At 66.7% G+C, this 26,059-nt stretch carries 25 protein-coding genes and 1 riboswitch; of the genes, 15 read left to right on the top strand and 10 right to left on the bottom strand.

Annotation, left to right across the window (positions count from 1 at the left end):
• Positions 1 to 96: 96 nt before the first annotated feature.
• From J2T47_RS06855 to J2T47_RS06810, 10 genes are all read left to right on the top strand, one after another.
• A complete protein-coding gene (locus J2T47_RS06855; protein ID WP_253443713.1) occupies positions 97 to 525 on the top strand; it encodes a VOC family protein in 429 nt (142 codons plus the stop codon).
• 72 nt (positions 526 to 597) lie between these two features.
• Positions 598 to 804: riboswitch (cobalamin riboswitch) on the top strand.
• Between the two features lie 94 nt (positions 805 to 898).
• Entirely contained in the window at positions 899 to 2,854 is a 1,956-nt protein-coding gene (locus J2T47_RS06850; protein ID WP_437180955.1) for a TonB-dependent receptor plug domain-containing protein, read from the top strand.
• Entirely contained in the window at positions 2,854 to 3,555 is a 702-nt protein-coding gene (locus tag J2T47_RS06845) for a (2Fe-2S) ferredoxin domain-containing protein (protein WP_253443711.1), read from the top strand. Before J2T47_RS06850 ends, J2T47_RS06845 begins: the two co-directional genes overlap by 1 nt.
• Before the next feature lie 143 nt (positions 3,556 to 3,698).
• Positions 3,699 to 4,571 (top strand): ABC transporter substrate-binding protein, encoded by an 873-nt coding sequence (locus tag J2T47_RS06840; protein ID WP_253443708.1) that lies wholly within the window; start codon positions 3,699 to 3,701, stop codon positions 4,569 to 4,571.
• A gap of 86 nt (positions 4,572 to 4,657) precedes the next feature.
• Positions 4,658 to 5,752 (top strand): D-alanine--D-alanine ligase, encoded by a 1,095-nt coding sequence (gene ddlA / locus J2T47_RS06835; protein WP_253443705.1) that lies wholly within the window; start codon positions 4,658 to 4,660, stop codon positions 5,750 to 5,752.
• A gap of 102 nt (positions 5,753 to 5,854) precedes the next feature.
• Entirely contained in the window at positions 5,855 to 6,679 is an 825-nt protein-coding gene (locus J2T47_RS06830; RefSeq protein WP_253443702.1) for an aldo/keto reductase, read from the top strand.
• A 90-nt stretch (positions 6,680 to 6,769) separates the two neighbouring features.
• Positions 6,770 to 7,141 carry a nuclear transport factor 2 family protein gene (locus tag J2T47_RS06825; RefSeq protein WP_253443699.1) on the top strand — a complete coding sequence of 124 codons (372 nt, stop codon included), beginning with the start codon at positions 6,770 to 6,772 and terminating at the stop codon, positions 7,139 to 7,141.
• Position 7,142: 1 nt separating this feature from the next.
• The gene (locus J2T47_RS06820) at positions 7,143 to 7,955 is read left to right on the top strand and encodes a class I SAM-dependent methyltransferase (RefSeq protein ID WP_253443696.1); all 813 of its coding nucleotides are present in this window, start codon (positions 7,143 to 7,145) and stop codon (positions 7,953 to 7,955) included.
• Between the two features lie 68 nt (positions 7,956 to 8,023).
• Positions 8,024 to 8,479, top strand: a complete 456-nt coding sequence (locus tag J2T47_RS06815) for a DUF3237 domain-containing protein (RefSeq protein ID WP_253443693.1) — start codon at positions 8,024 to 8,026, stop codon at positions 8,477 to 8,479.
• 73 nt (positions 8,480 to 8,552) lie between these two features.
• Positions 8,553 to 8,948 (top strand): thiol-disulfide oxidoreductase DCC family protein, encoded by a 396-nt coding sequence (locus tag J2T47_RS06810; RefSeq protein ID WP_253443691.1) that lies wholly within the window; start codon positions 8,553 to 8,555, stop codon positions 8,946 to 8,948.
• 125 nt (positions 8,949 to 9,073) lie between these two features.
• Here the strand turns inward: J2T47_RS06810 and J2T47_RS06805 are convergent, their stop codons facing one another.
• Together J2T47_RS06805 and J2T47_RS06800 are read right to left on the bottom strand one after the other, a co-directional pair.
• A complete protein-coding gene (locus J2T47_RS06805) occupies positions 9,074 to 9,817 on the bottom strand; it encodes a TorF family putative porin (protein ID WP_253443689.1) in 744 nt (247 codons plus the stop codon).
• A 148-nt stretch (positions 9,818 to 9,965) separates the two neighbouring features.
• The gene (locus J2T47_RS06800) at positions 9,966 to 11,723 is read right to left on the bottom strand and encodes an amidohydrolase (RefSeq protein ID WP_253443687.1); all 1,758 of its coding nucleotides are present in this window, start codon (positions 11,721 to 11,723) and stop codon (positions 9,966 to 9,968) included.
• 118 nt (positions 11,724 to 11,841) lie between these two features.
• On the opposite strand from J2T47_RS06800, the gene J2T47_RS06795 reads away from it, so the two are divergent.
• Positions 11,842 to 12,750: a LysR family transcriptional regulator gene (locus J2T47_RS06795; RefSeq protein ID WP_253443807.1), complete on the top strand. Its 909-nt coding sequence runs from the start codon at positions 11,842 to 11,844 to the stop codon at positions 12,748 to 12,750.
• Between the two features lie 3 nt (positions 12,751 to 12,753).
• Here the strand turns inward: J2T47_RS06795 and J2T47_RS06790 are convergent, their stop codons facing one another.
• The 5 genes from J2T47_RS06790 to J2T47_RS06770 form a co-directional block, all read right to left on the bottom strand.
• Entirely contained in the window at positions 12,754 to 13,362 is a 609-nt protein-coding gene (locus J2T47_RS06790) for a LysE family translocator (protein ID WP_253443685.1), read from the bottom strand.
• A 52-nt stretch (positions 13,363 to 13,414) separates the two neighbouring features.
• A complete protein-coding gene (locus J2T47_RS06785) occupies positions 13,415 to 14,251 on the bottom strand; it encodes an AraC family transcriptional regulator (protein ID WP_253443683.1) in 837 nt (278 codons plus the stop codon).
• Between the two features lie 110 nt (positions 14,252 to 14,361).
• Complete coding sequence (locus tag J2T47_RS06780) at positions 14,362 to 15,969, bottom strand: FMN-binding glutamate synthase family protein (RefSeq protein ID WP_253443681.1); 1,608 nt, start codon at positions 15,967 to 15,969, stop codon at positions 14,362 to 14,364.
• A gap of 443 nt (positions 15,970 to 16,412) precedes the next feature.
• Complete coding sequence (locus J2T47_RS06775) at positions 16,413 to 17,792, bottom strand: L-serine ammonia-lyase (RefSeq protein ID WP_253443677.1); 1,380 nt, start codon at positions 17,790 to 17,792, stop codon at positions 16,413 to 16,415.
• A gap of 254 nt (positions 17,793 to 18,046) precedes the next feature.
• Positions 18,047 to 18,826, bottom strand: coding sequence for a helix-turn-helix transcriptional regulator (locus J2T47_RS06770; RefSeq protein ID WP_253443674.1), 780 nt, complete (start codon positions 18,824 to 18,826; stop codon positions 18,047 to 18,049).
• 150 nt (positions 18,827 to 18,976) lie between these two features.
• Here J2T47_RS06770 and J2T47_RS06765 point away from each other — a divergent pair, with 150 nt between their 5' ends.
• The 3 genes from J2T47_RS06765 (at position 18,977) to J2T47_RS06755 (ending at position 21,985) form a co-directional block, all read left to right on the top strand.
• Positions 18,977 to 19,798, top strand: a complete 822-nt coding sequence (locus J2T47_RS06765; protein WP_253443671.1) for a carbon-nitrogen hydrolase family protein — start codon at positions 18,977 to 18,979, stop codon at positions 19,796 to 19,798.
• A gap of 163 nt (positions 19,799 to 19,961) precedes the next feature.
• The gene (locus J2T47_RS06760; RefSeq protein WP_253443668.1) at positions 19,962 to 21,284 is read left to right on the top strand and encodes an APC family permease; all 1,323 of its coding nucleotides are present in this window, start codon (positions 19,962 to 19,964) and stop codon (positions 21,282 to 21,284) included.
• Positions 21,285 to 21,340: 56 nt separating this feature from the next.
• A complete protein-coding gene (locus tag J2T47_RS06755) occupies positions 21,341 to 21,985 on the top strand; it encodes a glutathione S-transferase family protein (RefSeq protein WP_253443665.1) in 645 nt (214 codons plus the stop codon).
• A 266-nt stretch (positions 21,986 to 22,251) separates the two neighbouring features.
• On the opposite strand, the gene J2T47_RS06750 is transcribed toward J2T47_RS06755, so the two are convergent.
• The 3 genes from J2T47_RS06750 to J2T47_RS06740 all read right to left on the bottom strand — a co-directional run bounded on the left by J2T47_RS06750 (position 22,252) and on the right by J2T47_RS06740 (position 24,846).
• Positions 22,252 to 23,250: a tellurite resistance/C4-dicarboxylate transporter family protein gene (locus tag J2T47_RS06750; protein WP_253443662.1), complete on the bottom strand. Its 999-nt coding sequence runs from the start codon at positions 23,248 to 23,250 to the stop codon at positions 22,252 to 22,254.
• Between the two features lie 116 nt (positions 23,251 to 23,366).
• A complete protein-coding gene (gene metR, locus J2T47_RS06745; RefSeq protein ID WP_253443659.1) occupies positions 23,367 to 24,287 on the bottom strand; it encodes a transcriptional regulator MetR in 921 nt (306 codons plus the stop codon).
• 115 nt (positions 24,288 to 24,402) lie between these two features.
• Positions 24,403 to 24,846, bottom strand: coding sequence for a CopD family copper resistance protein (locus J2T47_RS06740; protein ID WP_253443656.1), 444 nt, complete (start codon positions 24,844 to 24,846; stop codon positions 24,403 to 24,405).
• A gap of 194 nt (positions 24,847 to 25,040) precedes the next feature.
• On the opposite strand from J2T47_RS06740, the gene J2T47_RS06735 reads away from it, so the two are divergent.
• Positions 25,041 to 26,051, top strand: coding sequence for an alpha/beta fold hydrolase (locus tag J2T47_RS06735; protein WP_253443653.1), 1,011 nt, complete (start codon positions 25,041 to 25,043; stop codon positions 26,049 to 26,051).
• Positions 26,052 to 26,059 lie beyond the last annotated feature (8 nt).

Genomic DNA, 26,059 nt, shown 5'->3' with positions numbered 1-26,059 from the left:
TTCCCCCATGTTGTTGCGGGTCGCCGCATGGCGCTGAGGAACGAAAGGCGGGCGACTATGCTCAGAGCATCGCGCCCGTTTTCGCCGGAGATCGCCATGTCCACGCCCGCTCCCATTGCCCGCCCCAGTGTCATTCCCTGCCTGCGCTACCGCGATGCGCCCCAGGCCATCGACTGGCTGTGCGCGACCTTCGGTTTGCAGCGGCAGCTGGTGGTCGCCGACGACCACGGCGGCATCGCCCACGCGCAGCTGGCGCTGGCCGACGGCCGCGGGCTGGTGATGCTCGGGTCGCTGCACGACAACGAGTACGGCCGGCTGATGCGCCAGCCCGACGAGATCGGCGGCTGCACCCAGAGCATCTACGTGGTGGTGAAGGACGCCGAGGCGCTGTACCGCGCGGCGGTCGGGGCCGGCGCGCAGATCGTCATCGACATCAAGGACGAGGACTACGGCGGCCAGGGCTTTACCTGCCGCGATCCGGAAGGACACATCTGGAGCTTCGGCACCTACGATCCCTGGCACTGAGTCCTTGCGCCCACACCAGCCCGCAACATCCTGCCCAACCCCCGCGCTTGACGCTTTCGCGCGTCCGGTGTTCAGATGCGCCCCGTTTCAGGTGCCCCCCGCCGCCGTGTGTGGGGTGAAACGGGAAGCCGGTGCGTCGCCCTCGTGCGATCAGTCCGGCGCTGCCCCCGCAACGGTAAGCGAGCGGAACATCCATCAGGCCACTGTGCTCAGGCATGGGAAGGCGGATGTTTCATGACCCTCGCAAGCCCGGAGACCGGCCTGGAACCTGTTTGGCAAACCCGCGGTGGGCGGGCGTGAGCCGGTTCCCGGGGCGCGCTCGTTCCGGGTCTCGCTGCGCCGCCTGCGAAATCCTGATTTCGAGGCGATCACCTTGCAACATTCTTCGTTCCGGTACCGGCGCGCCCTGCGCCGGACTCCCGTTCTCTCCCTCTGTGTCCTCAGCTCGCAGCTTGCTGCGGCGCCCCTCGACCTGGCCGACGAAGTCGTCAGCGCACCTTCGGTGGAATCCACCACCGTGGCCGACATGGCCCGTTACGGCAGCAAGCTGGAGGTCATCGACCGCCAGCAGATCGAGCGGGCCGGCCCCAGCGCCGACATCACCCGTGTGCTGCAGATGTACGTGCCCGGCCTGTTCGTCGCGCCGAAGAACGGCCCGTTCGACTACGGCACCTACTCGCTGCTGGGCGGGCGCAACGACGACACGCTGATCCTGCTGGACGGCGTGCGCCTGAACAACCGCCTCTACGGCGGCATCTACATCGACACCCTGCCGACCACCGCGGTGGAGCGCATCGAGGTGCTCAAGGGCGGCCAGGGCCTGCTGTTCGGCACCCAGGCGGTATCCGGGGTAATCAACATCGTCACCCGCAGCGCGCGCAGCCGCGAGGCTTCCGGCGAGGTGAACCTCGGCCTGGATACCTTCAAGGGCCGCAGCGGCGATGCCCGTGCCGAGAAGATCGTGCAGAACGGCCTGGGCAACCTCGGCCTGCTGGCCTACGTCAGCCACAACCGCTCCGACGGCTACCAGCCGTACCGCGACCGCGACATGACCGACACGGTGAGCGACAAGCGCCGCTCCTACGACGTCAACGTGTTCGGCGCCAAGGCCATCCAGGCCATTGGCGACGCCTCGCGTCTGGAGCTGTTTTACCAGTACGCCGACGCCGAGCTGGACTTCGCCCGCCCGACCTCCAACCACCACACCAGCAACAACCGCGTGCAGCAGATTGCCACGGCGACCTTTCAGCAGAGCGTCGGCGACGATTTCAGCTGGTTCGCCAAGACCCACATCAACGACTGGGACACCCGCTACGACCGCGTCTACAACCTGCAGGGCGGCGGTACCCAGGTGCTCAACCACAACGACTACTGGGGCTTCACCGACTGGGGCGCGCAGCTCGAGGGCAAGGCGAAGCTGGCGGGCGGCCACGAACTGGTCTTCGGCAACGACAACCAGTGGTACAAGGGCCAGGACGATGTGCTGATCATCGACAACGACAAGGCCGAATCCCACGCGCTCTACGCCCAGTTGCGGCCGAACATCGAGGCGCTGCCCGACTGGCACCCGAGCCTGGGCGTGCGCCGCGAGGAAATCTCCGGCGGCGAGGGCGCCACCGTGTGGATGCTCACCTCGCTTTACGACCTCACGCAGCAGCTCAAGCTGCGCGGCCAGTTCGGCACCGCCTTCAAGCTGCCCACCGCCGAGCAACTGTTCGTCAACGAGCCGGGCGACGAAGTCGGCAACCGCGACCTCAAGCCCGAGCGCAGCCGCAACGCCGAGCTGGGCCTGGACTACACCGGCGAGCTGTTCGAGCAGCCCTGGAGCGGCAGCGTCACCCTGTTCCGTCGCGAGATCACCGACCTGATCACCCTGGCGGGCGATCAGTGGGTGAACGGCAATGGCGAGATCACCGTGCGCGGCGTCGAGGCCAACGGCCAGTGGCAGGTCGGTCGGCACTGGCAGGTCTCGGCCGACGCCACGCGCAACCTGGTGGACAGCCGTGAGGGCGTGACGGTGAACAACATCCCGCACTTCTTCGCCCGCGTGCGCCTGGGTTATGACGACAGCCTCTGGGGCGCCGGCCTGGCCACGCGTTACGTCGGCTCCATCGTCAGCGCCCAGGACGACGACTACGGCCACTACACGGTGCTCGACGGCGACGCCTACCGCTACCTCGACGCCGCCCACGCGCACCGCCTGAGCCTGCTGCTGGAGAACCTGCTGGACCGCGACTACGCCACCGGCCGCACCAGCAACGGCATCCGCCAGGTGGACAACCTCGGCCGGCCGCGCACCGCCGAGCTGCGCTACACCTTCAGCTTCTGATGAAGGCCATCCTGCTGGTCGGCCCGCTCGCCGGAGCCCAGGGCGAGCGCCTGCACCGCGAGGTTTCGGGGCGTCTTGCCGGTGTCGAATGCATCGACACCGGCGAGGGTTTCGATTCGCTCTGGGCGCGGCTGCGCGAGCTGTTGGCCAAGGGGCGAGAGGTGCTGCTGGTAGACCTCGAACCGACCGCCGACGGTGCCTACCTCGACTGGTTGCGGGCCGAGCTGGCTGCCTTGTTCGCGGATCATCCGCAGGCATCGCCGCCGAAGGTCACCGCCTCGGCGCTCGGCCGGCGCGGGCTGGATGCGGCGGCGGTGCTGACGGCGATTGACGATCCGGCGCAGCAACTGGATTGCCAGGGCGTCGGTGAAGTGCCGACACAACCGGACTGGTCCGCACCGCCGCTGCACCGGCATCACCTGTTCCTCTGCACCGGGCCGCGCTGTGTGCGGCGCGGCGCATTGCCGTTGTGGAAAACCCTGCGCCGCGAGCTGATCCGCCTCGATCTCTATGAGAACGCCGAGGGTGCCCTGCTGACCCGCACCGGCTGCCAGTTCCCCTGCAATCGCGGGCCGTTGCTGACGGTGTATCCCGAGCGTGTCTGGTATGGCCTGCGTAGCGACGAGCAGGTTTGCCGGGTGGTGGCGGAGCATCTGCGCGACGGCGTGCCGGTGGCGGAGCTGCGGGTGGACGAGCCATGACCCGCGCGCTCTTCGTAGGAGCGAGCTTGCTCGCGAACAGCTGGAGGCAGCGCAGCTCGACTGTAGGAGCGCGCCATGCGCGCGATCGCGGGCATGGCCCGCTCCTACAGGGGGCGCTGCTGCTCGCATGCTTGCTTGGCACTATGACGGTCTCCGCACAGGACTACCGCAACTGTGCCCGGACCTGGCAGATCGACCACCCGCCGCAACGTATCCTCGCCCTCAACCAGCACGCCGCCGACCTGTTGCTGGAGCTCGGTGCCGGGCCACGGCTGATCGGCGTGGCCTACATCGATGACGACCTCGATCTCGCGAACGGCAGCTATCGCGGCGTACCGTTGCTGTCGCGCCAGTACCCGTCGGCGGAAGCCGTCTACGCGCAGCGCCCGGACCTGGTGGTGGCCGGGTTCGCCTCGGCCTTCCGGCTGGGCAACCTGTCCCGTGAGGAACTGGCTGGCCATGGCGTTGCCAGCTACCTGCTGGAGGCCGGTTGCGGGGTTTGGCAGGAGGACCTGTTCGCGGGTGTCGAGACGGACCTGAAGACCCTGGGCGATCTGCTCGGCGAGCGGGAACGCGCGCGCGAGCTGATCCGCCGGCAACGCGCCGAGCTGGCCGAAGCGCGCCGGCTTTCGACCGGCCGCCAAAGGCTGGAAGTCTTCTACCTCGACAGTGCCGGCAACGGCCTGGAGAGCCAGGGCCGGCGTGGCGTGGTCACCCAGTTGCTGCACGCCGCTGGCGCGCACAACCTGTTCGAGGATGTCGATCTGGGTGGCTTCACCGCCAGCGCCGAGCCACTGCTGGCCCGCGACCCGGACGTGATCCTGCTGGCCGATGCACTGTGGTCCACGAGCGAGCAGAAGATCAGGACGCTGCGCGCCGACCCGGTGCTCTCGCGCCTGCGCGCCGTGCGTGAGGGGCGCTTCGTGGCCTTGCCCTTCACCCACTTGTTCCCTGGCGTACACAGCGGGCAGGCTGCGCGCGAACTGGCGCAGGCGTTGAGGCGTTACCAACGATGAACGTCCCGTCTGTTCGTCCCCCACTGTTCCTACCCAAGCGCCGGAGCCCGTGTTAGAAAGCGCCCATCGATCATGCGGAGGCTGTCATGGGCAAGTTGCGCGTTGGGGTGATTTTCGGTGGGCGTTCGGCGGAGCACGAGGTGTCGCTGCAATCGGCGAAGAACATCGTCGACGCCTTGGATCGCGAGCGCTTCGAACCGGTGTTGATCGGCATCGACAAGGAGGGCCGCTGGCACCTCAACGATGCTTCCGACTACCTGCTCAACCAGGAAAACCCGGCGCTGATCGCCCTCAACCGCTCCAACCGCGAGCTGGCCGTGGTGCCGGGCAAGGCCGAGCAGCAACTGGTGGAAACCGGCAGCCGCCAGCTGCTCGACCACGTCGACGTGATCTTTCCTATCGTCCACGGTACCCAGGGCGAAGACGGCTGCCTGCAGGGCCTGTTGCGCATGGCGGACATTCCCTTCGTCGGCTCCGACGTGCTGGGCTCGGCCATCTGCATGGACAAGGATGTGAGCAAGCGTCTGCTGCGCGACGCCGGCATCGCCATCACACCCTTCCTCACCCTGACCCGCAGCAACGCCGCGCGCACGCCGTTCGCCGAGGCGCAGCGCAAGCTTGGCCTGCCGCTGTTCATCAAGCCGGCGAACATGGGCTCCTCGGTGGGTGTGAGCAAGGTCGAGGACGAGACCGCCTACGATGACGCCGTGCGCCTGGCGCTCGCCTTCGATGACAAGGTGCTGGTGGAGTCCGCCGTGAAGGGTCGCGAGATCGAGTGCGCGGTGCTGGGCAACGAGCAACCGATTGCCAGCGGCTGCGGCGAGATCGTCGTCGACAGTGGCTTCTACTCCTACGACAGCAAGTACATCGACGAGGACGCGGCCAGGGTCGTGGTCCCCGCGGATATCCCTGCCGAGGCCAGCGAACGTATCCGCCGGCTTGCCGTGGACGCCTTCCTGGCGCTGGAGTGTTCGGGCCTGGCGCGGGTCGACGTGTTTCTCACGGAGAGCGGCGAGGTGCTGATCAACGAGCTGAACTCGCTGCCCGGCTTCACCCGCATCAGCATGTACCCCAAGCTCTGGCAGGCCGCCGGGATGACCTACAGCGAGCTGGTCAGCCAGCTGATCGATCTGGCCATCGAGCGCCATGCCACGCGCCGCAACCTGCAGACCAACCGCTGATCCGCAACCCGGCTCCTGCTTCTGCGCTACCCTGTGTGCCCGTCGCCCGGTTCTGGGCGGCTGGCCCCGTGTCCCCCATACCAGCGCAACAAGGAGCACGAGATGAACACTGTGGTATTCGCCGACGGCACCGCCGTCCCAGCCATCGGCCAGGGTACCTGGCGGATGGGCGAGGACAGCTTCCAGCGCAAGCGCGAGATCGCCGCCCTGCGCGAAGGCATCGAGCGCGGCCTGACCCTGATCGACACCGCCGAGATGTATGCCGAGGGCGGCTCGGAAGAAGTGGTCGGCGAGGCGCTGAGCGGCCTGCGCGATCAGGTCTTCCTGGTCAGCAAGGTCTACCCGCACAACGCCAGCCGGCGCGGTATCCCCGAGGCCTGCGAACGCAGCCTGCGGCGCCTGGGCACCGACTGCCTGGACCTCTACCTGCTGCACTGGCGTGGCCAGTATCCGCTGGAGGAAACCGTCGAAGCCTTCGAGCGCCTGCGCGAGCAGGGCAAGATCAAGCGCTGGGGCGTGTCCAACTTCGACCTCGATGACCTGCAGGAACTGAGCGAACCGGCCTGCGCCACCAACCAGGTGCAATACAGCCTGGAGGAGCGCGGCATCGAGTGGGACCTGCTGCCCTGGTGCCAGGAAGAGCGCATGCCGCTGATGGCCTACTGCCCGGTGGGGCAGGGCGGCAAGCTGCTGCGCCACCGGGTGCTGGCGGACATCGCCGGCCGCCACGACGCCACCCCGGCCCGCGTGGCCCTGGCCTGGCTGATCCACCAGCCGGGCGTGATCGCCATTCCCAAGGCGGTGGAGCCGCTGCACGTGCGTGACAACGCCGCTGCGCTGCAACTGCGCCTGACGCCCGAGGACCTCGAAGCGCTCGATGCCGCGTTCCCGCCGCCGACCCGCAAGCGGCACCTGGCGGTGGTCTGACGCCGGAGCCCCGGTCGTCGCCCGCCAGGGCGCGGCCGGGGCGCGGTGCTAGCCTTGCCCCATGGTCACCGACCGGGGAGGGCTGCAGCGATGAGCAATTACACGGCGGACAGCGCCGCCATCAACCGCGTACTGACGGACTACGTCGAGGGCATGACCTTCGGTGACGAGTCGCGCCTGCGCCTGGCGTTCCATCCGTCCTGCAAGATCATCGGCAATTACCACGGTGCGCTGGAGTGGGCGTCGCTGGATGAGTTCATCGGTGCGATCAAGGCCGAGTCACCGCCAGCTGAAGGCGCGCCGCCGGCGTGGGAGCTGAAGTCGCTGGACATCACCGGCGACAGCGCCGTGGCCAAGGTCACCGACGAGTTCCTCGGCATGCATTTCACCGACTACCTGGCCCTGCTGCGCGTCGGCAACGGCTGGCAGATCGTCAACAAGCTCTATTACCTGCACGAATGACGTGGAACGCATCACCCTGCGCGGCACACCGGAAACCCTGCTGATCACCCTGTACGCCAAGGCGAAGGAGAGCGAGCTGCCTGACAGCCTGCTGCGCGACCGTTTCGCGCGGCAGGCCGTGGAGCAGATCGACTACGACTTCGCCCGCCTGCGCATCGGCCGCGCCGAGCAGGTGGGCATCGCCCTGCGGGCCCGGCTGTTCGATGACTGGGTGCGTGACTTCCTCGCCCGATACCCGGCCTGCGTGGTCCTGCAATTGGGCTGCGGGCTGGACAGCCGGGTCTTTCGCATCGACCCGCCGTCCTCCGTGCAGTGGTTCGAGGTGGACTTTCCGCAGGTGATCGCCTTGCGCGAACGCCTGTACCCCGCGCGGGAAAATTGCCACCTGCTGGCCAGTTCCCTGACGGCACCCGACTGGTGGCGCGCAGTGCCCACCGGGAGGCCGGTGCTGATGGTCGCCGAGGGTGTGTTGCCTTACGTGGAGACTGACAAGGTGTTCCGCCTGCTGACGGCGCTGACCGCGCGCTTCGGTCGGGGCGAGCTGGTGTTCGACGGCTACAGCCGCCTGGGCATCCGCCTGTTGCAGTGGAACCCGATGATCCGTCGCACCGGCGCTGTACTGCACTGGGGCATCGACGAGCCGCAGGAACTGGAGCAACAGGTGCCGGCCCTGCGTTTCGTCGATGCCATCGCCGCCTACGACCGCGCGCAGATCGCCCGGCTGTCCCTGGGCATGCGCCTGCTCTACGAGGTCACCCTGGCCATTCCGGCGATGCGGCGCATGGGGCGGCTGCTGCGCTATCGCTTCGGCTGAAGATGGCTGCGGTGCCCCCTGGCTGCTTTACTGATGCGTCTACGACGACCTTGCGCAGGAGCGCGGCGATGAAGCTCGAGCCGTTGATGGAGATGAATGTGAAAGCCAGCGTGCCAGTGGAGATCGGCCGGGTGCCGCAAGGCCAGCGGCTGATCTCGGCGGCCGGCGGTGGCACCTTCACAGGCCGGCGGCTGAATGGCGAGGTGCTGCCCGGCGGTGGCGACTGGATTCTGGTGGACAGTGACGGCGGCTGGCACCTGGAGGTGCGCCTGGTGCTGCGTACCGACGATGGCGCGCGCATCCTGATGCAGCACATCGGCCTGCTCGTGGCCAATCCGAAGATCATCCACGCAGTCTCGCGGGGCGACAGTACCGAGTTCGGCGATACCTACTTCATGATCCAGCCGCGCTTCGAGGTCGGCGACGACCGCTACCGCTGGCTCAATCACCAGTTGGCGGTGGGCGAGGGAAGGCTGGGGCCGGGCTGGGTGGAGTACCGCATCTTCTCGCTGACCAATAGCTGACACGGATATTTCCTGCGGGTGTCACAAGCGGTGAGCATAGTGAGGGGCATCAGGTAATCGTCGGAGAGACACGATGCCGCTTCCCCTCGATATGCACCCGCGCGACAAGGTCGTTCTGTTCGATGGCAACTGCCCGCTTGGCAGCGATTTCATCCGATTCCTCCGCCATCAGGACCACGGTCGCAGGGTGAGGCTGTATAGCGTGCAGTCCGCTGAGGGAAGGGCGATTCTCGACTGGTTCGGCCTGCCCGGCGATTGTGTCCAGAGCCTGCTGTTCATCGACGACCGGCAAGGGTACGAGCGTAGCGATGCTTTCCTGCGCACGCTCGGGCAGTTGCCCAATCCCTGGAGTTGGCTGCGCGTCCTGCAACTGCTGCCGTGCTCGCTGCGTGATGGCTGCCTCGATCGCCTTGTCCGCCACCGTTACCGTCTGTTCGCGAGCAAGCTCGCTCCTACCGTTTCACCGTAGCTTCGGAGGGCTATTCGTAGGGCCGAGGGGAACACCTGGTCCTTGCTCGCGAACCGAGGTGACACATCGCATTCCTGTCGGAGCGGGCGTTGCGCTGCGTACGCTCAGCGCCCCGCCCATCCGTGTCAGAAACTCCTGCTCACGCTGGCGACCACGGTCGCCGTGCACACGTCGCCGAAGCCGAACTGAGTGCGGCATTCGTTCTGCGACAGGTCGGTGTCGATGTAGCTCACGCCCCAGTCGAAGCCCACCCATTCATGGCTCAGCTTCGCTTCCCATTCGTGGTAGGTGTCGCGGGTGCTGCCGTCTCCGGACAGGTAGAGCGGGTCCTTGGCGTCGTTGCGGCCGTAGCGCACGCGAAGTTTGAACTCCGCTGGCAGCTCGGCGTTGTAAGCCAGGTAGGTATAGAGGTTGGCCTGGTCTTCGCCGAAGTAGGTGGGGTAGTCGTTGCCATAGTACGCCGCCAGCTCGAAGCCGTAGGCATGCAGGATGGCGTAGGTGTCGCTCTGGTTGAACTGGCTTTCCTTCGGGTAGGCGTACTTGATGTAGCCCAGGTCCAGGGCGATGTCGTCGTTGGCCTGCCAGTACCAGCCGCCGTAGTAGTCCAGTTCCTGGCGGGTCTTCAGGCCGCCGCCGAAGTCGACGTTGGAACTCCACACGCCCAGGTAGGCGCCGGAGGCGTGTTGCAGGGTGGCGCCGACCTGCACGGCGGGGTCGCCCTGGGTCTGCGAGATACCGCGGGTGCGGTAGTCGCTGACCAGGGCGGTGTCGATCTGCAGGGCGAAGCCCTCGCCGAGCTCCACGGCCAGGGCAGAGGTGAGGGGGGCGCAGGCGAGCAGTGCGCCGACAAGCCATTGCGGGCGGTTCATACGGGGTTCCCTTTGTTGTGATTGTCTGTGGGCAGAGGAAAAATCCCGCGCAGCACCGGCCCTTCGGCGTTGCCGAGGAGCATGACGAAAGGACTGGGCTGGCGGGCAGGGCGCCGGGGGTGTTCACGCCCCGGCGCAGGAGCCCGGCTCAGAGAGCCGGTTGGTCTTCGGCGCGGTAGACTTCGCGGCCTTCGAACAGGGTGTGGAGCACGCGGGCTTCGTCCAGTTGCTGGTCGGGCACGCTGAACACGTCGCGGTCGAGCACCACCATGTCGGCCACCTTGCCCGGTGCCAGGGTGCCGATCTTGTCGCCCAGACCGATGGTCTGCGCGGCATTGCGGGTGTAGGCGTAGAACATGGTCTGGCGATCCACGCTCTCGGCGGCGTTGAGCACGCCTTCCTCGCCCTTGCGGGTCACGGCCTGGTAGATGGCCTTCAGCGGATCGGGCGTGGACACCGGCCAGTCGCTGGCACCGGCGATGGTGGCGCCGTTGTCCAGCAGTGACTTGGCCGGGTACATATAGCGGTAGGCCTCGTCGGCAATGTAGGGCTTCACCAGCTCCACGGTGTAGGGCTCTGCGGTGGCCCAGTCCAGCTGCATCGAGGCGATCACGTTCAACTGCTTGAAGCGCGGGAAGTCCTTGGGGTTGACCAGCTGCAGGTGGGTGATCGAGTGGGTCACGCCGCTCTGCCGGTCCTTGCGTGCCTGGGCGAAGCCGTTGAGCGATTCGCGCACCGCGCGGTCGCCGATGGCATGCACGTGCACCAGCCAGCCACGGGAGTCAGCGGCGCTGACCAGCTCGCCGAAGTGCTTCGGATCGATCAGCAGTTCGCCCGGCTTGTGGCTGTTCTTGTAGTTCTCCAGCAGCGCGGCGGACTGCGCCGGGAACTCGATCACGCCGTCGGCGAAGACCTTGATCCCCGGCAGCGTCAGGTTGGGGATGCCCTGGAATTGCTGGCGGACCTTCTCGATGACGTCAAGATCGGCCGGAGTGCACTTGGGATTGACCACCTGCAGTGCGGCGACGTGGGCGGTCAGTTCGCCGTCGCGGGCAAGATCGCGGTACACCGGCAGCACGCCGACGGTCTTCTCGGTGGGCTTGATGTTGAACAGCGCATCACCCGGGCTGCCGTTGGCGGCCGGATCCATCCAGGCGGTGATGCCGAGGCTGTTGTTGTACTTCACCGCGGCGCGGCCGGCGCGGTCCATGGTCTCGGTGCTGGCGGCGGGCAGGGTTGCAGCGACCAGGTCGAAGCCCGAGTCCACCAGGAAGCCGGTGGGGGCGAAGTCCTTGCCATGGGCGACGTTGCCCTGTTCCAGCGCGCTGAGGCTGCGCACCCGCTGGGCGTCGAGCTTGGCGCGCTTGAGCATGGCGGCGTTGGCCCAGGCGGTGTGGTGGTCGCTGCCGATCAGGATCACCGGCACCTGCTCCCATTCGCCATGATTCAGGCGCTCGGCCAGGCCGTCGGCCTTGGACCAGTAGCTGGAGTTCATGCCGTTCATCACCACCACGTCGCCATTCTTCGCCTTGCCACTGTCGCGGTCCTGCTTCAGGCGGGCGACGAAGGCGTCGAGGTCCATCTCTTCATCCTGCAGGCTGGCGGAGATCAGCTCCAGGCCGCCGAAGATGGAGTGCGAGTGGCTGTCGATGAAGCCGGGCATCAGTACCTTGCCGCCCAGGTCGACCTGCTTGCTGGCGGCGCCGGCGAGCTTGCGGATGTCCTCGTTGGAGCCCACCTGCAGCACCTTGCCGCCAGCGACCGCGACGGCCTGCTGCAGCGGTTGGCCGGGTTCGGCGGTGAAGACCTTGGCGTTGTACAGGATCAGGTCCGCGTTTTGTGCCTGGGCTTCAAAAGTACCCAGTGCGATGGCGAGCGCCAGCGCGCCCTTGAGCATGCCGTGCATGACTTCCCTCTGCTTTTCGGTGGATTATTGTTGGTCTGCGGCGCAGGCTACTGGCGGACCGGAGCGTGCGGAAGTCGCCGTCAGGCATAACACTTGTGAAGGATTGGCACGAATGACGATGGACAGATTCAGCAGCCTGGCAATGTTCGTCGCCAGTGCCGAGACCGGCAGTTTCAGCCGCGCCGCCGAGCAGTTGGGCAAGACGCCCTCGGCGGTGACCAAGGCGGTTGGCCAACTGGAAATCGAAGTCGGCGCGCGCCTGTTCGAGCGCACCACGCGCAGCATGTCGCTCACCGAAGCCGGCCAGCTCTACCTCGACGGCGCCCGCGAAGTGCTGGCGCGGATGCGCGAGACCACCGAGGAAATCGCCCAGCTGCAGCACAGCCTGCGCGGCGTGCTGCGCATCACCGGGCCGCTGATCGTCGGCCCGGTGTTCCTCGACCAGGCCTGCGCCGAATTCCTCGACCTGCACCCGGACGTGCGCCTGCAGGTGGACCTTTCCGACAGCTATGTCGACCTGCTCGACGGCCGCTACGACCTCGCCCTGCGCATGGGCAACAGCGACCTGCCGGGGCTGATCGCCCAGCCGCTGGCCGAGAGCCGCCTGGCACTCTGCGCCACGCCCGCCTACCTGGCCCGGCGCGGTACGCCCCGGCACCCCAGCGAGATCGTCGACCACGATTGCCTGGTCTACCGTCACCCGGCGCTGGATGACCGCTGGTGGTTCGACGTCGACGGAGAGCGCTACTCCACCCCGCGCAATGGCCGACTGAACAGTGACAACCAGGCGGTGCTGCTCACCGCCTGCCTCGCCGGCCATGGCCTGCTGCCGTGCCCGCGCTGGAGCGTGCTGGAACACCTGCGCAGCGGGCGGCTGGTGACGGTGCTGGATGACTACTTCTTCGAGCCGGACACCTTCGGCGCGCAGATCCTCGCGGTGTACCCGAGCAACCGCCGGGCGACGCGCAAGATCCACGCCTTCATCGAGCACCTGCGCGAGTACCTGCGGCGCGATGGCATTCTCTGAGGACTAGAGCAGCGCGCCGGCCCAGGCCGAGACCAGCAGCAGGACCGCCATCAGCTGGTTGAGCCGCCGCATGTGCGTCGGCGAGAGCAGGCGCTGGCTGCCGATGCCCAGGCCGGCCCAGACCGCCGTGCAGGGAATCGACACGAGGAAGAACAGCAGCGACAGCAGTTGCACGCGGTCCAGCCGGTCGACGCCGTGGCCGGCGTACACGCTGATCACCGCCAGCGCCATCATCCAGGTCTTGGGGTTGACCAGTTGCAGCGCGGCGGCGCCGAGCGCTCCCAGGCGCGCGGCGTCGGTGTCGCGTGCGAGGTCTGCTGGCGGGCTGCGGAAGATCTGCCAGGCCAGCCAGCTCAGCCAGAGCACACCGGCGGCGCTCATCGCCTGTTGCACGCGCGGCAGGCTGGCCAGTACCTCGCCCAGGCCGCTGCCCACGGCGAGTACCAGCGCTGCCGCTGCCGCGCAGCCGCCGAACATGATCGGCAGCGCGGCGCCCCAGCCGAAGCGTGCGCTGTTGCTGAAGATCAGCAGGTTGGTCGGCCCCGGCGTGATCGAGGCGACGAAGGCGAAGAGCATGAAGGGCAGCCATTGGCCGAGCTGCGAGAGGTGCATGGCGGGAACTCCGGTGAATCCGTGGGAGCTCATCTTCGCCAGTGCGGCGGTCTCAGTCTGGAAGCTTTGAGCAGCGCTTGCGGTAGTACGCGGGCGTCACGCCGTAGGCGCGGCGGAACCAGCGGCCGAGGTGGCTCTGGTCGGCGAAGCCGAGGTCGGCGGCGATGTCCGCGGGCGCCAGGCCACGACCGAGCAGCTGCCGCGCGCGGGCCAGGCGCAGCTGGATCAGGTAGGCATGGGGCGGCAGACCGAAGGCCTGCTTGAAGGCGCGGGTCAGGCGGAAGCGGTCGCATCCAGTGGCGCGGGCCAGATCGTCGAGACCGATGTCGGCTGTCAGGTTGGCATGCAGGAAGTCCCGTGCGCGCTGCGCCACCAGCGGCAGTTGCGCCGTCGTGGCATCGCGCTGGCGCCAGTGCAGATGCTGGGTCATGCCGTCGAGCAGTTCATCCATGGCGGTCTGGCGGACGATCTTCAGGTCGTTGCCGTGTACTGCCTGGAAGGCATTGTCGATGCGTCGCGCCAGCCGCGGATCGTCGATCAGCAGCTCGGGGACGCTCAGCTGGCAGTTGCCCGGCGCCTCTTCGAACAGCGTGCCGATCTCGCGTTCCAGCCAGGGCGCGTCGAGGTACAGGGTGCGGTAGGTGAAGCCGCCTTCGGTAGGCGCCTCGCCGTCGTGGATATCACCGGGCTCGAGGAAGAACACCTTGCCGGTGGTACTGATGTAGCGCTGGTTGCGGCTGCGGAACTGTTGCACACCGGACTCGGTGAGACCGATCAGGTAGCTGTCGTGCCAGTGCGGGTCGTAGGCATGGCCCTTGAAGTGCGCGCGCAGGCTCTGGATGCCGGTGTCGGCATCCTGCAGCAGGTCGATCCAGTTGTCTTTGTGCATGGGCCGCCTCCGCACCGCTTGCCCGGTCGGCCAGCATAGCGCGCGTGGAGTAGCTGTCTGGAAGATTCGTGCAGCCATCGATCCGATGGCTGCACGATCAGGGGGAAGGATCAGCCGGCGGCGTCGAAGCTGTCGCTGCGGGCCATGCGCCAGATGCGCTCGTAGAACTCGCCCTCGATGTTGCCGGACAGCAGTTCGCCGGGTTTCAGGAAGTAGTGCAGGTGCGAGAACAGGCGGATTTCGGTGGCCGAGACACGGCGCACCAGGTGCTTGGCTTCCAGCTGCGAGGGATGCTGGATGCCGGCGGCGGCGAGCATCTCGGCCAGGCCCTTGAGCGTGTTGCGGTGGAAGTGATAGACGCGCTCGGCCTTGTCCGGCACCACCAGGGCGCGCTGACGCAGCGGGTCCTGGGTGGCGACGCCGGTGGGGCACTTGTTGGTGTGGCAGCTCTGCGACTGGATGCAGCCGATGGCGAACATGAAACCGCGCGCCGAGTTGGCCCAGTCGGCGCCCATGGCCAGCACGCTGGCGATGTCGAAGGCGCTGACGACCTTGCCGCTGGCGCCGATGCGGATCTTGTCGCGCAGGTTCAGGCCGACCAGGGTGTTGTGCACGAACAGCAGGCCCTCGCGCATCGGCAGGCCCATGTGGTCGGTGAACTCCAGGGGGGCGGCGCCGGTGCCGCCTTCCTTGCCGTCGACGACGATGAAGTCGGGGAGGATGCCGGTCTCGTGCATGGCCTTGGCGATGCCCATGAATTCCCAAGGGTGGCCGATGCACAGCTTGAAGCCCACCGGCTTGCCGCCGGACAGTTCGCGCAGCTGGACGATGAAGTTCAGCAGGCCGTGGGGCGAATCGAAGGCGCTGTGGGAGGAGGGCGAGATGCAGTCCTGGCCCATGGGCACGCCACGGGTGGCGGCGATTTCCGGGGTGACCTTGTGCTTGGGCAGGATGCCGCCGTGGCCGGGCTTGGCGCCCTGGCTGAGCTTGATCTCGATCATCTTCACCTGCGGGTCGACCGCCTGCTTGGCGAAGCGCTCGGGGCTGAAGGTGCCGTCGTCGTTGCGGCAGCCGAAGTAGCCGCTGCCCAGTTCCCAGGTCAGGTCGCCGCCGTATTCGCGGTGGTAGGGGCTGATGCTGCCTTCGCCGGTGTCATGGATGAAGCCGCCGAGCTTGGCGCCCTTGTTCAGCGCGCGGATGGCGTTGGCGCTGAGCGAGCCGAAGCTCATCGCCGAGATGTTGAACACCGAGATGGAGTAGGGCTGCTTGCACTCCGGGCCGCCGACGGTGACGCGGAAGGTGCAGGGGTCGGCCACCGGGGCCGGGCGGATGGAGTGGGCGATGAACTCGAAACCCGACTGGTAGACGTCGATCAGGGTGCCGAAGGGTTTGTCGGCGGTCTCGTTCTTCGCCCGCGAATACACCAGGGCGCGCTGCGCGCGGGAGAAGGGCAGGGCCTCCTGGTCGCCTTCGAGCAGGTACTGGCGGATTTCCGGGCGGATGGCTTCCACCAGGTAGCGGATGTTGCCCAGGACCGGGTAGTTGCGGCGTACCGCATGGCGTTCCTGCAGCAGGTCGAAGACCCCGAGCACGCTCAGGGCGAGGGTGAGGAGGGTAAACGGCCACACCCAGTCGTGCCCGAGGAAGGGCAGGCTGAGCACGGTGAACAGGACGCAGGCGGCGAAGAAGGCGTAGCGGCTTAGGAGCGACAGGTTCATGGAGTCTCCAGTCGTCGGGCTTTGATCACGGTAAGGTTGGCCGAAAGGGCCGCCACAGAGCATGGCAGGCATCGCGCGAACGCGCCTGGGTAAAGGTCAATGCGGCGGACTTTCGGAAGTCTTTCTAGTTCTGGCGGGCATCGACGGTAGCCCGAAGTGATGGAAAAAGAAAGCTAGCTAACGATTTTATCCGGGGCTGAGAAAGCCTGTTTCGGGCGGTGCAAGAACGGTGGAACGGGGGCCGGGCTGTTCGCGAGCAAGCTCGCTCCTACAGTGGTCGTGGGCGTAGGGCGAATAATCCGGAACGGGTTATCCGCCAGGACGGCGGATAACGCCGTAGGCGTTATGCGCCCTACGCGGGTGAGCGAAGCATGGAGCTGTTGTAGGAGCGGGCCATGCCCGCGATCGCGCGCATGGCGCGCTTCTTCAACGAACCTCGGTGGTCAACAGGCAATCACATTCACCGCCAGCCCGCCCTTCGCCGTCTCCTTGTACTTGTCCATCATGTCGCGGCCAGTATCGCGCAGGGTGTCGATGGCCTTGTCGAGGCTGACCAGGTGCTGGCCGTCGCCGCGTAAGGCGAGTTGGGCGGCGTTGATGGCCTTGAGCGAGGCCATGGCGTTGCGCTCGATGCAGGGCACCTGCACCAGCCCGGCCACCGGGTCGCAGGTCAGGCCGAGGTTGTGCTCCAGGCCGATCTCGGCGGCGTTCTCCACCTGTTCCAGGCTGCCGCCCAGCACTTCTGCCAGCCCGCCGGCGGCCATGGCACAGGCCGAGCCGACCTCGCCCTGGCAACCCACTTCGGCGCCGGAGATGGAGGCATTGAGCTTGCACAGGATGCCGATGGCGGCGGCGGTCAGCAGGTAGCGCTCGATGCCTTCGGCGTTGGCGCTGCTGTCGTAGCGCGCGTAGTAGTGCAGCACCGCCGGGACTATGCCGGCCGCGCCGTTGGTGGGCGCGGTCACCACGCGCCCGCCGGCGGCGTTTTCCTCGTTCACCGCCAGCGCCCAGAGGTCTACCCAGTCCAGCGCGCCGAGGGTGGTGGCGATCAGGTTGCCGCTGTCCGCCTCGTTCAGCCGGCGGAACAGCATCGGCGCGCGCCGCCGCACCTTGAGTCCGCCGGGCAGTGTGCCTTCGGTTGCCAGGCCGCGGTTCACGCAGGCCTGCATTTCATCCCAGATATGCGCAAGGCCTGCGCGGATTTCCTCGTCGCTGCGCAGCGCGCGCTCGTTGGCCCACATCAGGTCGCTGATGCGTTTGAAGCCGTGTTCGTGGCACAGTCGCAGCAGCTCCTCGGCGCTGTGGAAGGGGTGGGGCATCGGGTTGCCCTGTAGCGCGCGGTCGGTGTTGAAGTTCGCCGCGTCCACTACGAAACCGCCGCCGACCGAGTAGCAGATACGTTCGGCCAGCAGCTCGCCGTTGTCATCCAGCGCCCGTAGATGCAGGCCGTTGGGGTGGGCGGGCAGGCTGTCGTCGTGGAAGACCAGCTGGCGCGCCGGGTCGAAGTCGATCTCCTGCACGCCGCCCAGGCGCAGGCGATGACGCAGCAGGATGTCGTCCACCTGTGGGGCGAGGGCTGCGGGGTCGGCTTCGGCCGGGTCGATGCCGAGCAGGCCGATCAGGCAGGCGCGGTCGGTGGCGTGGCCCTTGCCGGTGGCGCTGAGGGAGCCGTAGAGATGCACTTCCACAGTGGCGGTGCGCGGCAGCAGACCGTCGTTGCGCAGGCGGTCGACGAACTCGCGGCTGGCGCGCATCGGCCCCACGGTGTGGGAGCTGGACGGCCCGACGCCGGGCTTGAACATGTCGAAGACGCTGAGGCTCATGGGATTTCCTCCTGTGCTCAAGCATGGACCCGCTACGGCGCTGATGCTCACTGACCGCTCGGCGGCCAGATGCATTTTGTAGGAGCGAGCTTGCTCGCGAACCGCTTCACGACAGTACGTAGGGCGGATAACCCGGAACGGGCTATCCGCCGAAACCACGGCGGCGGATAACGCTGACGCGTTATGCGCCCTACGGACTGACCGCTTGGTGGCCAAGCGCTTTACGGCTCCCGTATGAGTGAGGCGGAGTGCTCTCAGCCCTGCGCCTGCAGGAACAGCGAGAACAGCTCCGACTGCGACTTGATCCCCAGCTTGGCGTACATGTGCTTGCGGTGGACCTTCACCGTCTCCGCGGAGATCGCCAGCTTGCGGGCGATCTCCTTGCTCGAGCAGCCGCTGAGCATCAGCCGGCCGACTTCCAGCTCGCGGGCGGTGAGCGGGGTTTCCATCTGCTGCGCGGTGGATTCCAGGCGGTTCTGCCAGCGCGGCGGCGGGGGCGCTTCCTGTACTTCGCGCTCGAAAGCCATGCGCTGGCGCATCAGGCCGGCGACCCAGGGCTGCACCAACGCGAGCAGGGCGATCTGCTCCGGGGTGAAGCGGCCCTTGCTGCCCACCGAGCAGCAGAGGGTGCGCTCGACGTCGAGCTGCACGTTGATCTGCACTTCGTCGGCGACTACGTTGAGGCTGAAGTAGCGCTGGTAGTAGTCGGTCTGCTCGAACATTTCCGGCGCCACGTCGTCGAGGCGGAACAGCCCGCTGCCGGGTGCCTCGCGGCTGGCAATGTAGAAGGGGTCGAGCAGGTAGAGGCCCTTGAGGTAGTCCTGGAACAGCGGATCGGGGCCGCCATCCTCGCCGGGGCATTCGGCGAACACCTGTGGCCTGCCATTGCTGAAGAGCAGCACGACCCAGCTGTCGAACGGCACATACTGGCCCAGCAGACGCACCAGCAAGGTCCAGAAATTCGGCTTGTCCAGCGCCTCGATCAGTTGCCCGACCGAGCGGTGCCAGGCGATATCCTGAAGGGAAAGGCTCATCACTCTACCCCCGATGGGTTACCACGCAGGCGTAATTACCCGGTGATGGCACGCCCGGCATACTCGGTGGATGCCTTGAGCCGGCGCGGTGCGCATTCTGACTCTTTTGCGCGGCACGGTCACTGGAATACAAGAATCCGAGGAAGCCCCATGAAAGTAGAACTCGTCCAACTCGCCGGCCGTGATGGCGATGTGGCCTGGAACCTGGCCCGCACCCTGGAGGCCATCCACGCCTGCGCCGACGACACCCAGCTGGTGGTGTTCCCCGAGACCCAACTGACCGGCTTCCCCACCGAGCAGAACATCGCCGCCATCGCCGAACCGGTGGATGGCCCCAGCGTGCAGGCCGTACAGGCCGCCGCACGGGAGAAGAACATATCCGTCGCCGTGGGCTTCGCCGAAGCCGCTGACGATGGCCGCTTCTACAACACCACGCTGCTGATCACCCCCGAAGGCATCGCCATGAAGTACCGCAAGACGCACCTGTGGGCGTCGGACCGCGGCATCTTCACCCCCGGCGACCGCTACGCCACCTGCCTGTGGAACGGCATCCGCGTCGGCATCGTGATCTGCTTCGACATCGAATTCCCCGAGTCCGCCCGCGCCCTGGGCCAGCTCGGCGCCGAGCTGATCATCGTCACCAACGGCAACATGGACCCCTACGGCCCGACCCACCGCACCGCGATCATGGGCCGCGCCATGGAAAACCAGGCCTACGCCGTGATGGTCAACCGCGTCGGCAAAGGCGATGACGACCTGGTATTCGCCGGCGGTAGCGCCGTGGTCGACCCCTACGGCCAGCTGATCGTCGAAGCCGGCCGCGAAGAGTGCCGGCAGATCGTCGAGCTGGACTTCGAGCGCCTGGCGCAATCGCGCCGCGACTACAGCTACCTGGCCGAGCGCCGTTTCGTGCTGCCTGGCGAGATGCGCGAGCACGCGGATGGCCTGCGCGAGCTGATCATTCCCGCCTGAGTTCCTCCACCGGCCCCACTGCAACGGGGCCGGGGCGCAGGGCCGCGCCGACACAGCGTTATTCCACTATCGACGGGTGACGAGAGCACCCGCGAGGCCTGCGGGTGAGCGCAGGCCAGCAACTTTGCACTGCCATAACAAACACAACGCGGAGTAAGCAGTAATGGCTCGACTGAAACGAACCCTGTCGCTGGGTTCGGTGGTGCTGTTCGGCATCGCCTACATGACCCCGATCATCGTCCTCGGCACCTTCGGTATCCTCGCCGACGTCACCCGCGGCGTAGTCCCCTCGGCCTACCTCGTCGCATCCGTTGCAATGCTCTTCACCGCGCTCAGCTACGGGCGCATGGCGGCTGCCTTCCCGGTGGCCGGCTCCGCCTATACCTACGTCCGCAAGTCGATCAGCCCGAAGCTCGGCTTCCTTGCCGGCTGGGCGGTGCTGCTGGATTACCTGTTCCTGCCCATGGCGATCTGGCTGATCGGTGCGGCTTACCTGCATTCCGCCTTCCCGGCCGTGCCCCAGGCCCTGTGGGTGCTGGCGTTCATCGGCGTGACCACCGCGATCAACGTGGTCGGCCTGCGCCTGGCGAAGAACATCAACGGCGTGCTGATGCTGGTGCAGTTCCTCGTGCTGATCGCCTTCGTCGGCCTGGCCATCCACTACATCACCGGTGATGGCAGCCGTCCGCTGTGGACCCTGGAGCCCTTCCTCAAGGAAGGCACCCAGCTGCCGCTGATCATGGGGGGCGCGGCCATCGCCTGCTACTCCTTCCTGGGCTTCGACGCGGTCAGCACCCTGACGGAAGAAACTCACGAACCACGCAAGACCATTCCGCGCGCCATCCTGCTGATCACCCTGATCGGTGGCGGCATCTTCATCGCCGCCAGCTACTTCGTACAGCTGGCGCACCCGTCGGTGGAGTTCCAGAACGCCGATTCCGCCGCCTACGAAATCGCCCGCAATATCGGCGGCGACCTGTTCGTCAGCTTCTTCCTGATCGGCCTGATCGTCGGCCAGTTCACTTCCGGCCTGTCGGCCCAGGCAAGCGCCTCGCGCCTGCTGTTCGCCATGGGCCGCGACGGCGTGCTGCCGCGCCCGTTCTTCGGGCGCATCAGCAAGCGCTTCGAAACGCCGGTGAACAGCATCGTGCTGTGCGGTGTGGTAGCCCTGCTGGCGCTGTACATGGACGTCACCACCTCCACCTCGTTCATCAACTTCGGCGCCTTCCTGGCCTTCAGCCTGGTGAACCTGTCGGTGATCTTCCACTACTACCTGAATGCCGAGCGCCGCGGCCTGCGCGAGCTGGTGCTGTTCCTGCTGTTCCCGCTGATCGGCCTGCTCGCCGACCTGTGGCTGATGGTCAGCCTCGACCACCTGGCCATCTGGCTCGGCGCTACCTGGCTGGTGCTCGGCGTGATCTACCTGGCGGTGATCACCAGCGGTTTCCGCCAGCAACCGCCGGAGATGCACTTCGAGGAGGCGTGAGCCCCGCGCGGGGCTATGCTGGGGACTCCGAGCCGTGATGCACGAGGAGACCCGCCATGCCCCGCCTCACCCTCTACCATTCGCCCCAGACACGCTCCAGCGGCACCCTGGTGCTGCTGGAAGAACTGGGCGCCGAGTACGACCTCGAACTGATCAACATGAAGGCCGGCGAGCAGCGCAAGCCGGAGTTCCTGGCGCTCAACCCGTTGGGCAAGGTCCCGGCGATCCGCCTCGGCGAATCGCTGGTCACCGAGCAGGGCGCCATCTTCATCTACCTCGCCGACCTGTTCCCCCGGGCGAACCTCGCTCCCGCCATCGACGACCCGCTGCGCGGACCGTACCTGCGCTGGCTGGTGTTCTACGGTTCGAGCTTCGAACCGGCCATCGTCGACCGTGCCCTGAAGCGCGATGCAGCCCCGCAGGCCATGAGCCCCTACGGCGATTACGACAGCGTGATGCGCGCCCTCGCCGAGCAGCTGGAAACCGGCCCCTACCTGCTGGGCAACCGTATGACCGCCGCCGACGTGCTGTGGGGTTCAGCCCTGCGCTGGACCATCGGCTTCGGCGTGGTGCCCAAGCTGCCGGTGTTCGAGCGCTACGTGGAGCTGGTGACTTCGCGCCCGGCCTTCAAGCGGGTCTGGGAACGGGACGTGCAGTGGGCGGAAGAACACACCCGCGCGGCGGAAGCGAAAACGCCCTGACACCCGGAGAAGGACCGGTCCGGAGCCATGGAAGGGGTTCGGACAGCCGTGGCGCTCCTGGCGCGTTTTGCGGAATCGGTCTCATGTCATGTGGGAAAGTTCTTTTTTCCATGTGGCCTTATTTCCCGTCGAAGCCTGCTGGTCAATGATTGCCCCACGCCGCGTAACCCCATCACACGGCGGCGCTGCAACCATAAGAACCACAGGTGTTGATCCGTTATGTCCCCGATGGCCCATCCGCAAGGATGGGCCTTTTTTTCTTGGCTTCAGCGCCGCGCCAGATGGCGCAGCAGCCCGAAGAAGGTCGCCGCCCAGGCAGCCAGGGCGACATAGGCAACGACCTGGATGACCGGCAGGAACACCTGCTGATGAATCAGCGGCAGGAAGCTGAACGAGGCGACGCAGAACATGCCCAGCGGGAACACCACCGACCAGTTCTGCAGGTCGTAATGGATGCCGATCCCATAGCGCACCCGGTGGGTGACGAAGACCAGCACGAGAAAAGGAATCCACCAGCAGGCGAAAGCGCCGACGAAAACCGACAGCCCGAGGATGAAGGGCGCCAGCGACTGGATCAGCGTGCTGTCAGCTCCGGCTGTCAGCAGGCGTGCGCCGGCCAGCGTGGAGATTGCCAGGGCGCCCATGTTGATCCAGTAGGACGGCGACAGCTCCCCGGCTTCCAGGTCGAGGAACAGCCAGCGGTAGAGAATCTGCGACATGATCAGCACGTACAGCATGATCCCGACCATGTAGGCCGCCACGCAGACGAAGAGGATCAGTTCCGGATCGGGAAATCGCCCTGCCAGGTAGCTGCCGAGCACGCAGACCGAGGCGCTGGACACCGTGCACAACAGCCAGGTGCCGTTCAGGCCCTGTTCCAGGGTGGGCTTGTGCTGGGTAAGGGTGACGCCGGCAAGCATCGCGTACATGCACAGCAGCCACAGCGGCCCGGCGAACAGCCACAGGGCGTGGGCGATGGCGGGCTGGCCGGCGAGAACGATGAACTGCACGCCCAGTACGTTGGAGCCGGCCACCAGAGTGAGGAAGCCCGGGCCGCGTGCGTGGTGGGTGAGGTCCTGCCACATCAGCCGCGGATAGCGTGCCAGCCGATACAGGCTGCACGACAGGCACAGCGCGTACTGCAGGATGTTGAGCCAGAACAGGCCGAGGGCCACCGGCTGCAGGCCGACCAGGTGGCAGGCCAGGGAGACGATGCCGGTCGCCATGACCAGCGCGAAGTAGCTTGGCGGAAAGTCCTTGAGCACTGGATATTCTCCTGGGAGGAATCCTTCCCTATACCGCGATGCGCGCGCGGCGTTCCAGCTCTGGCGTCCCGCTCCTGGGTGGGGTTGGCGCTCTGCGACGGGCGTCCGGCGTCAGATCAGTTCTTGGCGGCGCTGACGCCTTCCAGGGTGGCGAACGAAGTGTCCTTCGCCGTCAGCAGGAAGTCGCGCATGAACGGCGCATCCAGCATGTCGGCGCGAATGGCGGCGAACAGGGTGCAGTACAGGCCTTTTTCCCCCAGGCGCTTGGCGGTCACGTAGCCCCGCGAGCTGTACTCGTGCAGCGCCCAGTTGGGCAGGCTGCAGACACCGCGTCCGGAGGCCACCAGCTGCATCATCATCACCGTCAGCTCCGAGGTGCGCACCTGCGCCGGTTCGACGTCGGCGGGTTCGAGGAAGCGGGTGAAGATGTCCAGGCGATCCCGCTCGATGGGGTAGGTGATCAGCGTCAGGTTGGTCAGGTCTTCCGGGACGATGAAGGACTTGCCGGCCAGCGCATGGTGGTTGTCCACCGCCAGCAGCGCCTCGTAGGTGAACAGCGGCACGTAGGTGATGCCGGCAATGTCCACCGGGTCGGAAGTCACCACCAGGTCCAGGTCGCCGCGGGCCAGCGCCGGCAGCGGCGCGAAGGAGAAGCCGGAGGCGAGGTCCAGCTCCACTTCCGGCCAGGCGTCGCGGAACTGGTCGATGGTCGGCATCAGCCACTGGAAGCAACTGTGGCACTCGATGGCCATGTGCAGGCGGCCGGCGGTACCCCCGGCGAGCCGCGCCAGGTCGCGCTCGGCGCCGCGCAGCTGCGGCAGCACGGTGTCGGCCAGTTGCAGCAGGCGCAGGCCGGCGCTGGTGAAGCGCACCGGCTTGGTCTTGCGGATGAACAGGGACAGGCCGAGGCGCTCCTCCAGCTCCTTGAACTGGTGGGACAGGGCGGACTGCGTCAGGTGCAGGCGCTCGGCGGCCTCCACCAGGCTGTCGGCTTCGCGCAGGGCATGCAGGGTTTTCAGATGACGGAGTTCAAGCATGGCGCGGCCTCGCCTCACTATGAGGAAATCTTGATGAAACGGCGGAAAAATTGAGCTGCTCTCATGATAAGCCCACCGCTGGCGCTTCACCAGCACGCTTTCGCGGCGGCCGTCTTCACCAGCTCAGGTAGAACATGCCCTTGGCCAGCAGCACGATCAGCACCACGTGGGCGAACACGCTGTAGTGGATGCGCCGGGAGCGCTGCCCGGTCATGCGCCCGACGCGGAAGGAGTACATGGCGAAGAGGAAATGGCCCAGGACGCTGGTGGCCAGCAGCAGCTTGAGGCTGAGCAGCGTGGCGAAGGGCGAGGCCAGCGGATCGGCCAGCAGCGGCGCGTAACGCAGGTGCAGCATGCCCAGGCCGCTGCCGAACAGGGTCAGGATCACCCACGGCATCACCCGGCGCAGGCGACGACCCAGCGCGCCCTCGACCATTTTCATCGCCCGTGCCGGCACATGGCGGTGGACGCTTTCCAGGATCAGCACCTCGAAGAACACCGTGCCGACGAACAGGATCGCGGCGAACAGGTGCAGCACCAGCAGGATGGGGTAGGCCATGAGGAAACTTCCGAGCGGGGGTTTCCTATCTTCGCCAGTGCAAGGGGCGACCTCCCTTGATCCGGATCATGGGAAAGGCCCTCGGTGACCGCTCAGCGCCTTTCATCAAACTGTCACGGACCTGTGGCAGAGCGAGCGACGGAAATTCATCAGAATCGCGCTCAACTGGGGTTTTGCGTTCCGGATTTTCATTCATGCGTGCTTTCCTGCTGGCAGTCGCACTTTGCTGCGGCCTGTCCTCTCTTTCCTTTGCCGACCGGGCGGTTGCCGCGGATCGTTGCGATGCGCGGGTGCCGACCGAGTTGGTCGACCTCGGCGACGTGCGCCTCGCCTACCAGAGCATTGGCCGTCCGCAGGACCCGACGCTGCTCCTGGTCATGGGCCTGGGCGGCCAGCTGATCCACTGGCCGGACGAAGTGGTCGAGGCGCTCTGCCAGCAGGGCTTCCGGGTGATCCGCTACGACAACCGCGATGTCGGGCTGTCTTCCTGGCGCGTTCCTGTGCCCAGCGGCAACCTGACCTACGAAGTCATTCGCTATCGCCTTGGCCTGCCCGTGAGTGCGCCCTACAGCCTGACTGACATGGCCGGCGATGCGCTGCACCTGCTGGACGCGCTGCATGTCGAGCGCGCCCATGTGCTGGGCGCGAGCATGGGCGGGATGATCGCCCAGCATGTCGCCGACATGGCGCCCGACCGTGTGATCAGCCTGACGCTGGTGATGACCAGTTCCGGCGCCGAAGGCCTGCCGGCGCCCAGCGAATCGCTGCTGCGTCTGCTCGCCCGACGTGAAGCGGCCAGCCGCGAACAGGCCATCGAGCAGCAGGCCGACCTGCTGGCTGCTCTGGGTAGCCCGGAAGTGCGCGATGACCGTCAGCAATTGCTGCAGCAGGCGGCGCGTTCCTATGACCGCGCCTTCAACCCCGAGGGCGTGCAGCGGCAGATCCTGGCGATCCTCGCCGAGCCCAGCCGGGTGGACCTGCTCAACCGCCTGAACGTGCCGACCCTGGTGGTCCACGGCACCGCCGACCCGCTGCTGCCGGTGATGCACGGCGTGCATGTGGCGGCGCACATCCGTGGTTCGGTGCTCAAGCTGATTCCCGGCATGGCGCACCGCTTCCAGGAAGACTTCAAGGAACCGCTGCTGGGTGCAGTGCTGCCCTACCTGCGCGAGCACCAGGGCGGCGGGCACGTCGCCCAGCTCTGAGATTTCCC

Source organism: Pseudomonas nitroreducens (assembly GCF_024170165.1).
GTDB lineage: Bacteria > Pseudomonadota > Gammaproteobacteria > Pseudomonadales > Pseudomonadaceae > Pseudomonas > Pseudomonas nitroreducens_C.
This window is presented reverse-complemented; position numbering and strand designations above follow the sequence as displayed.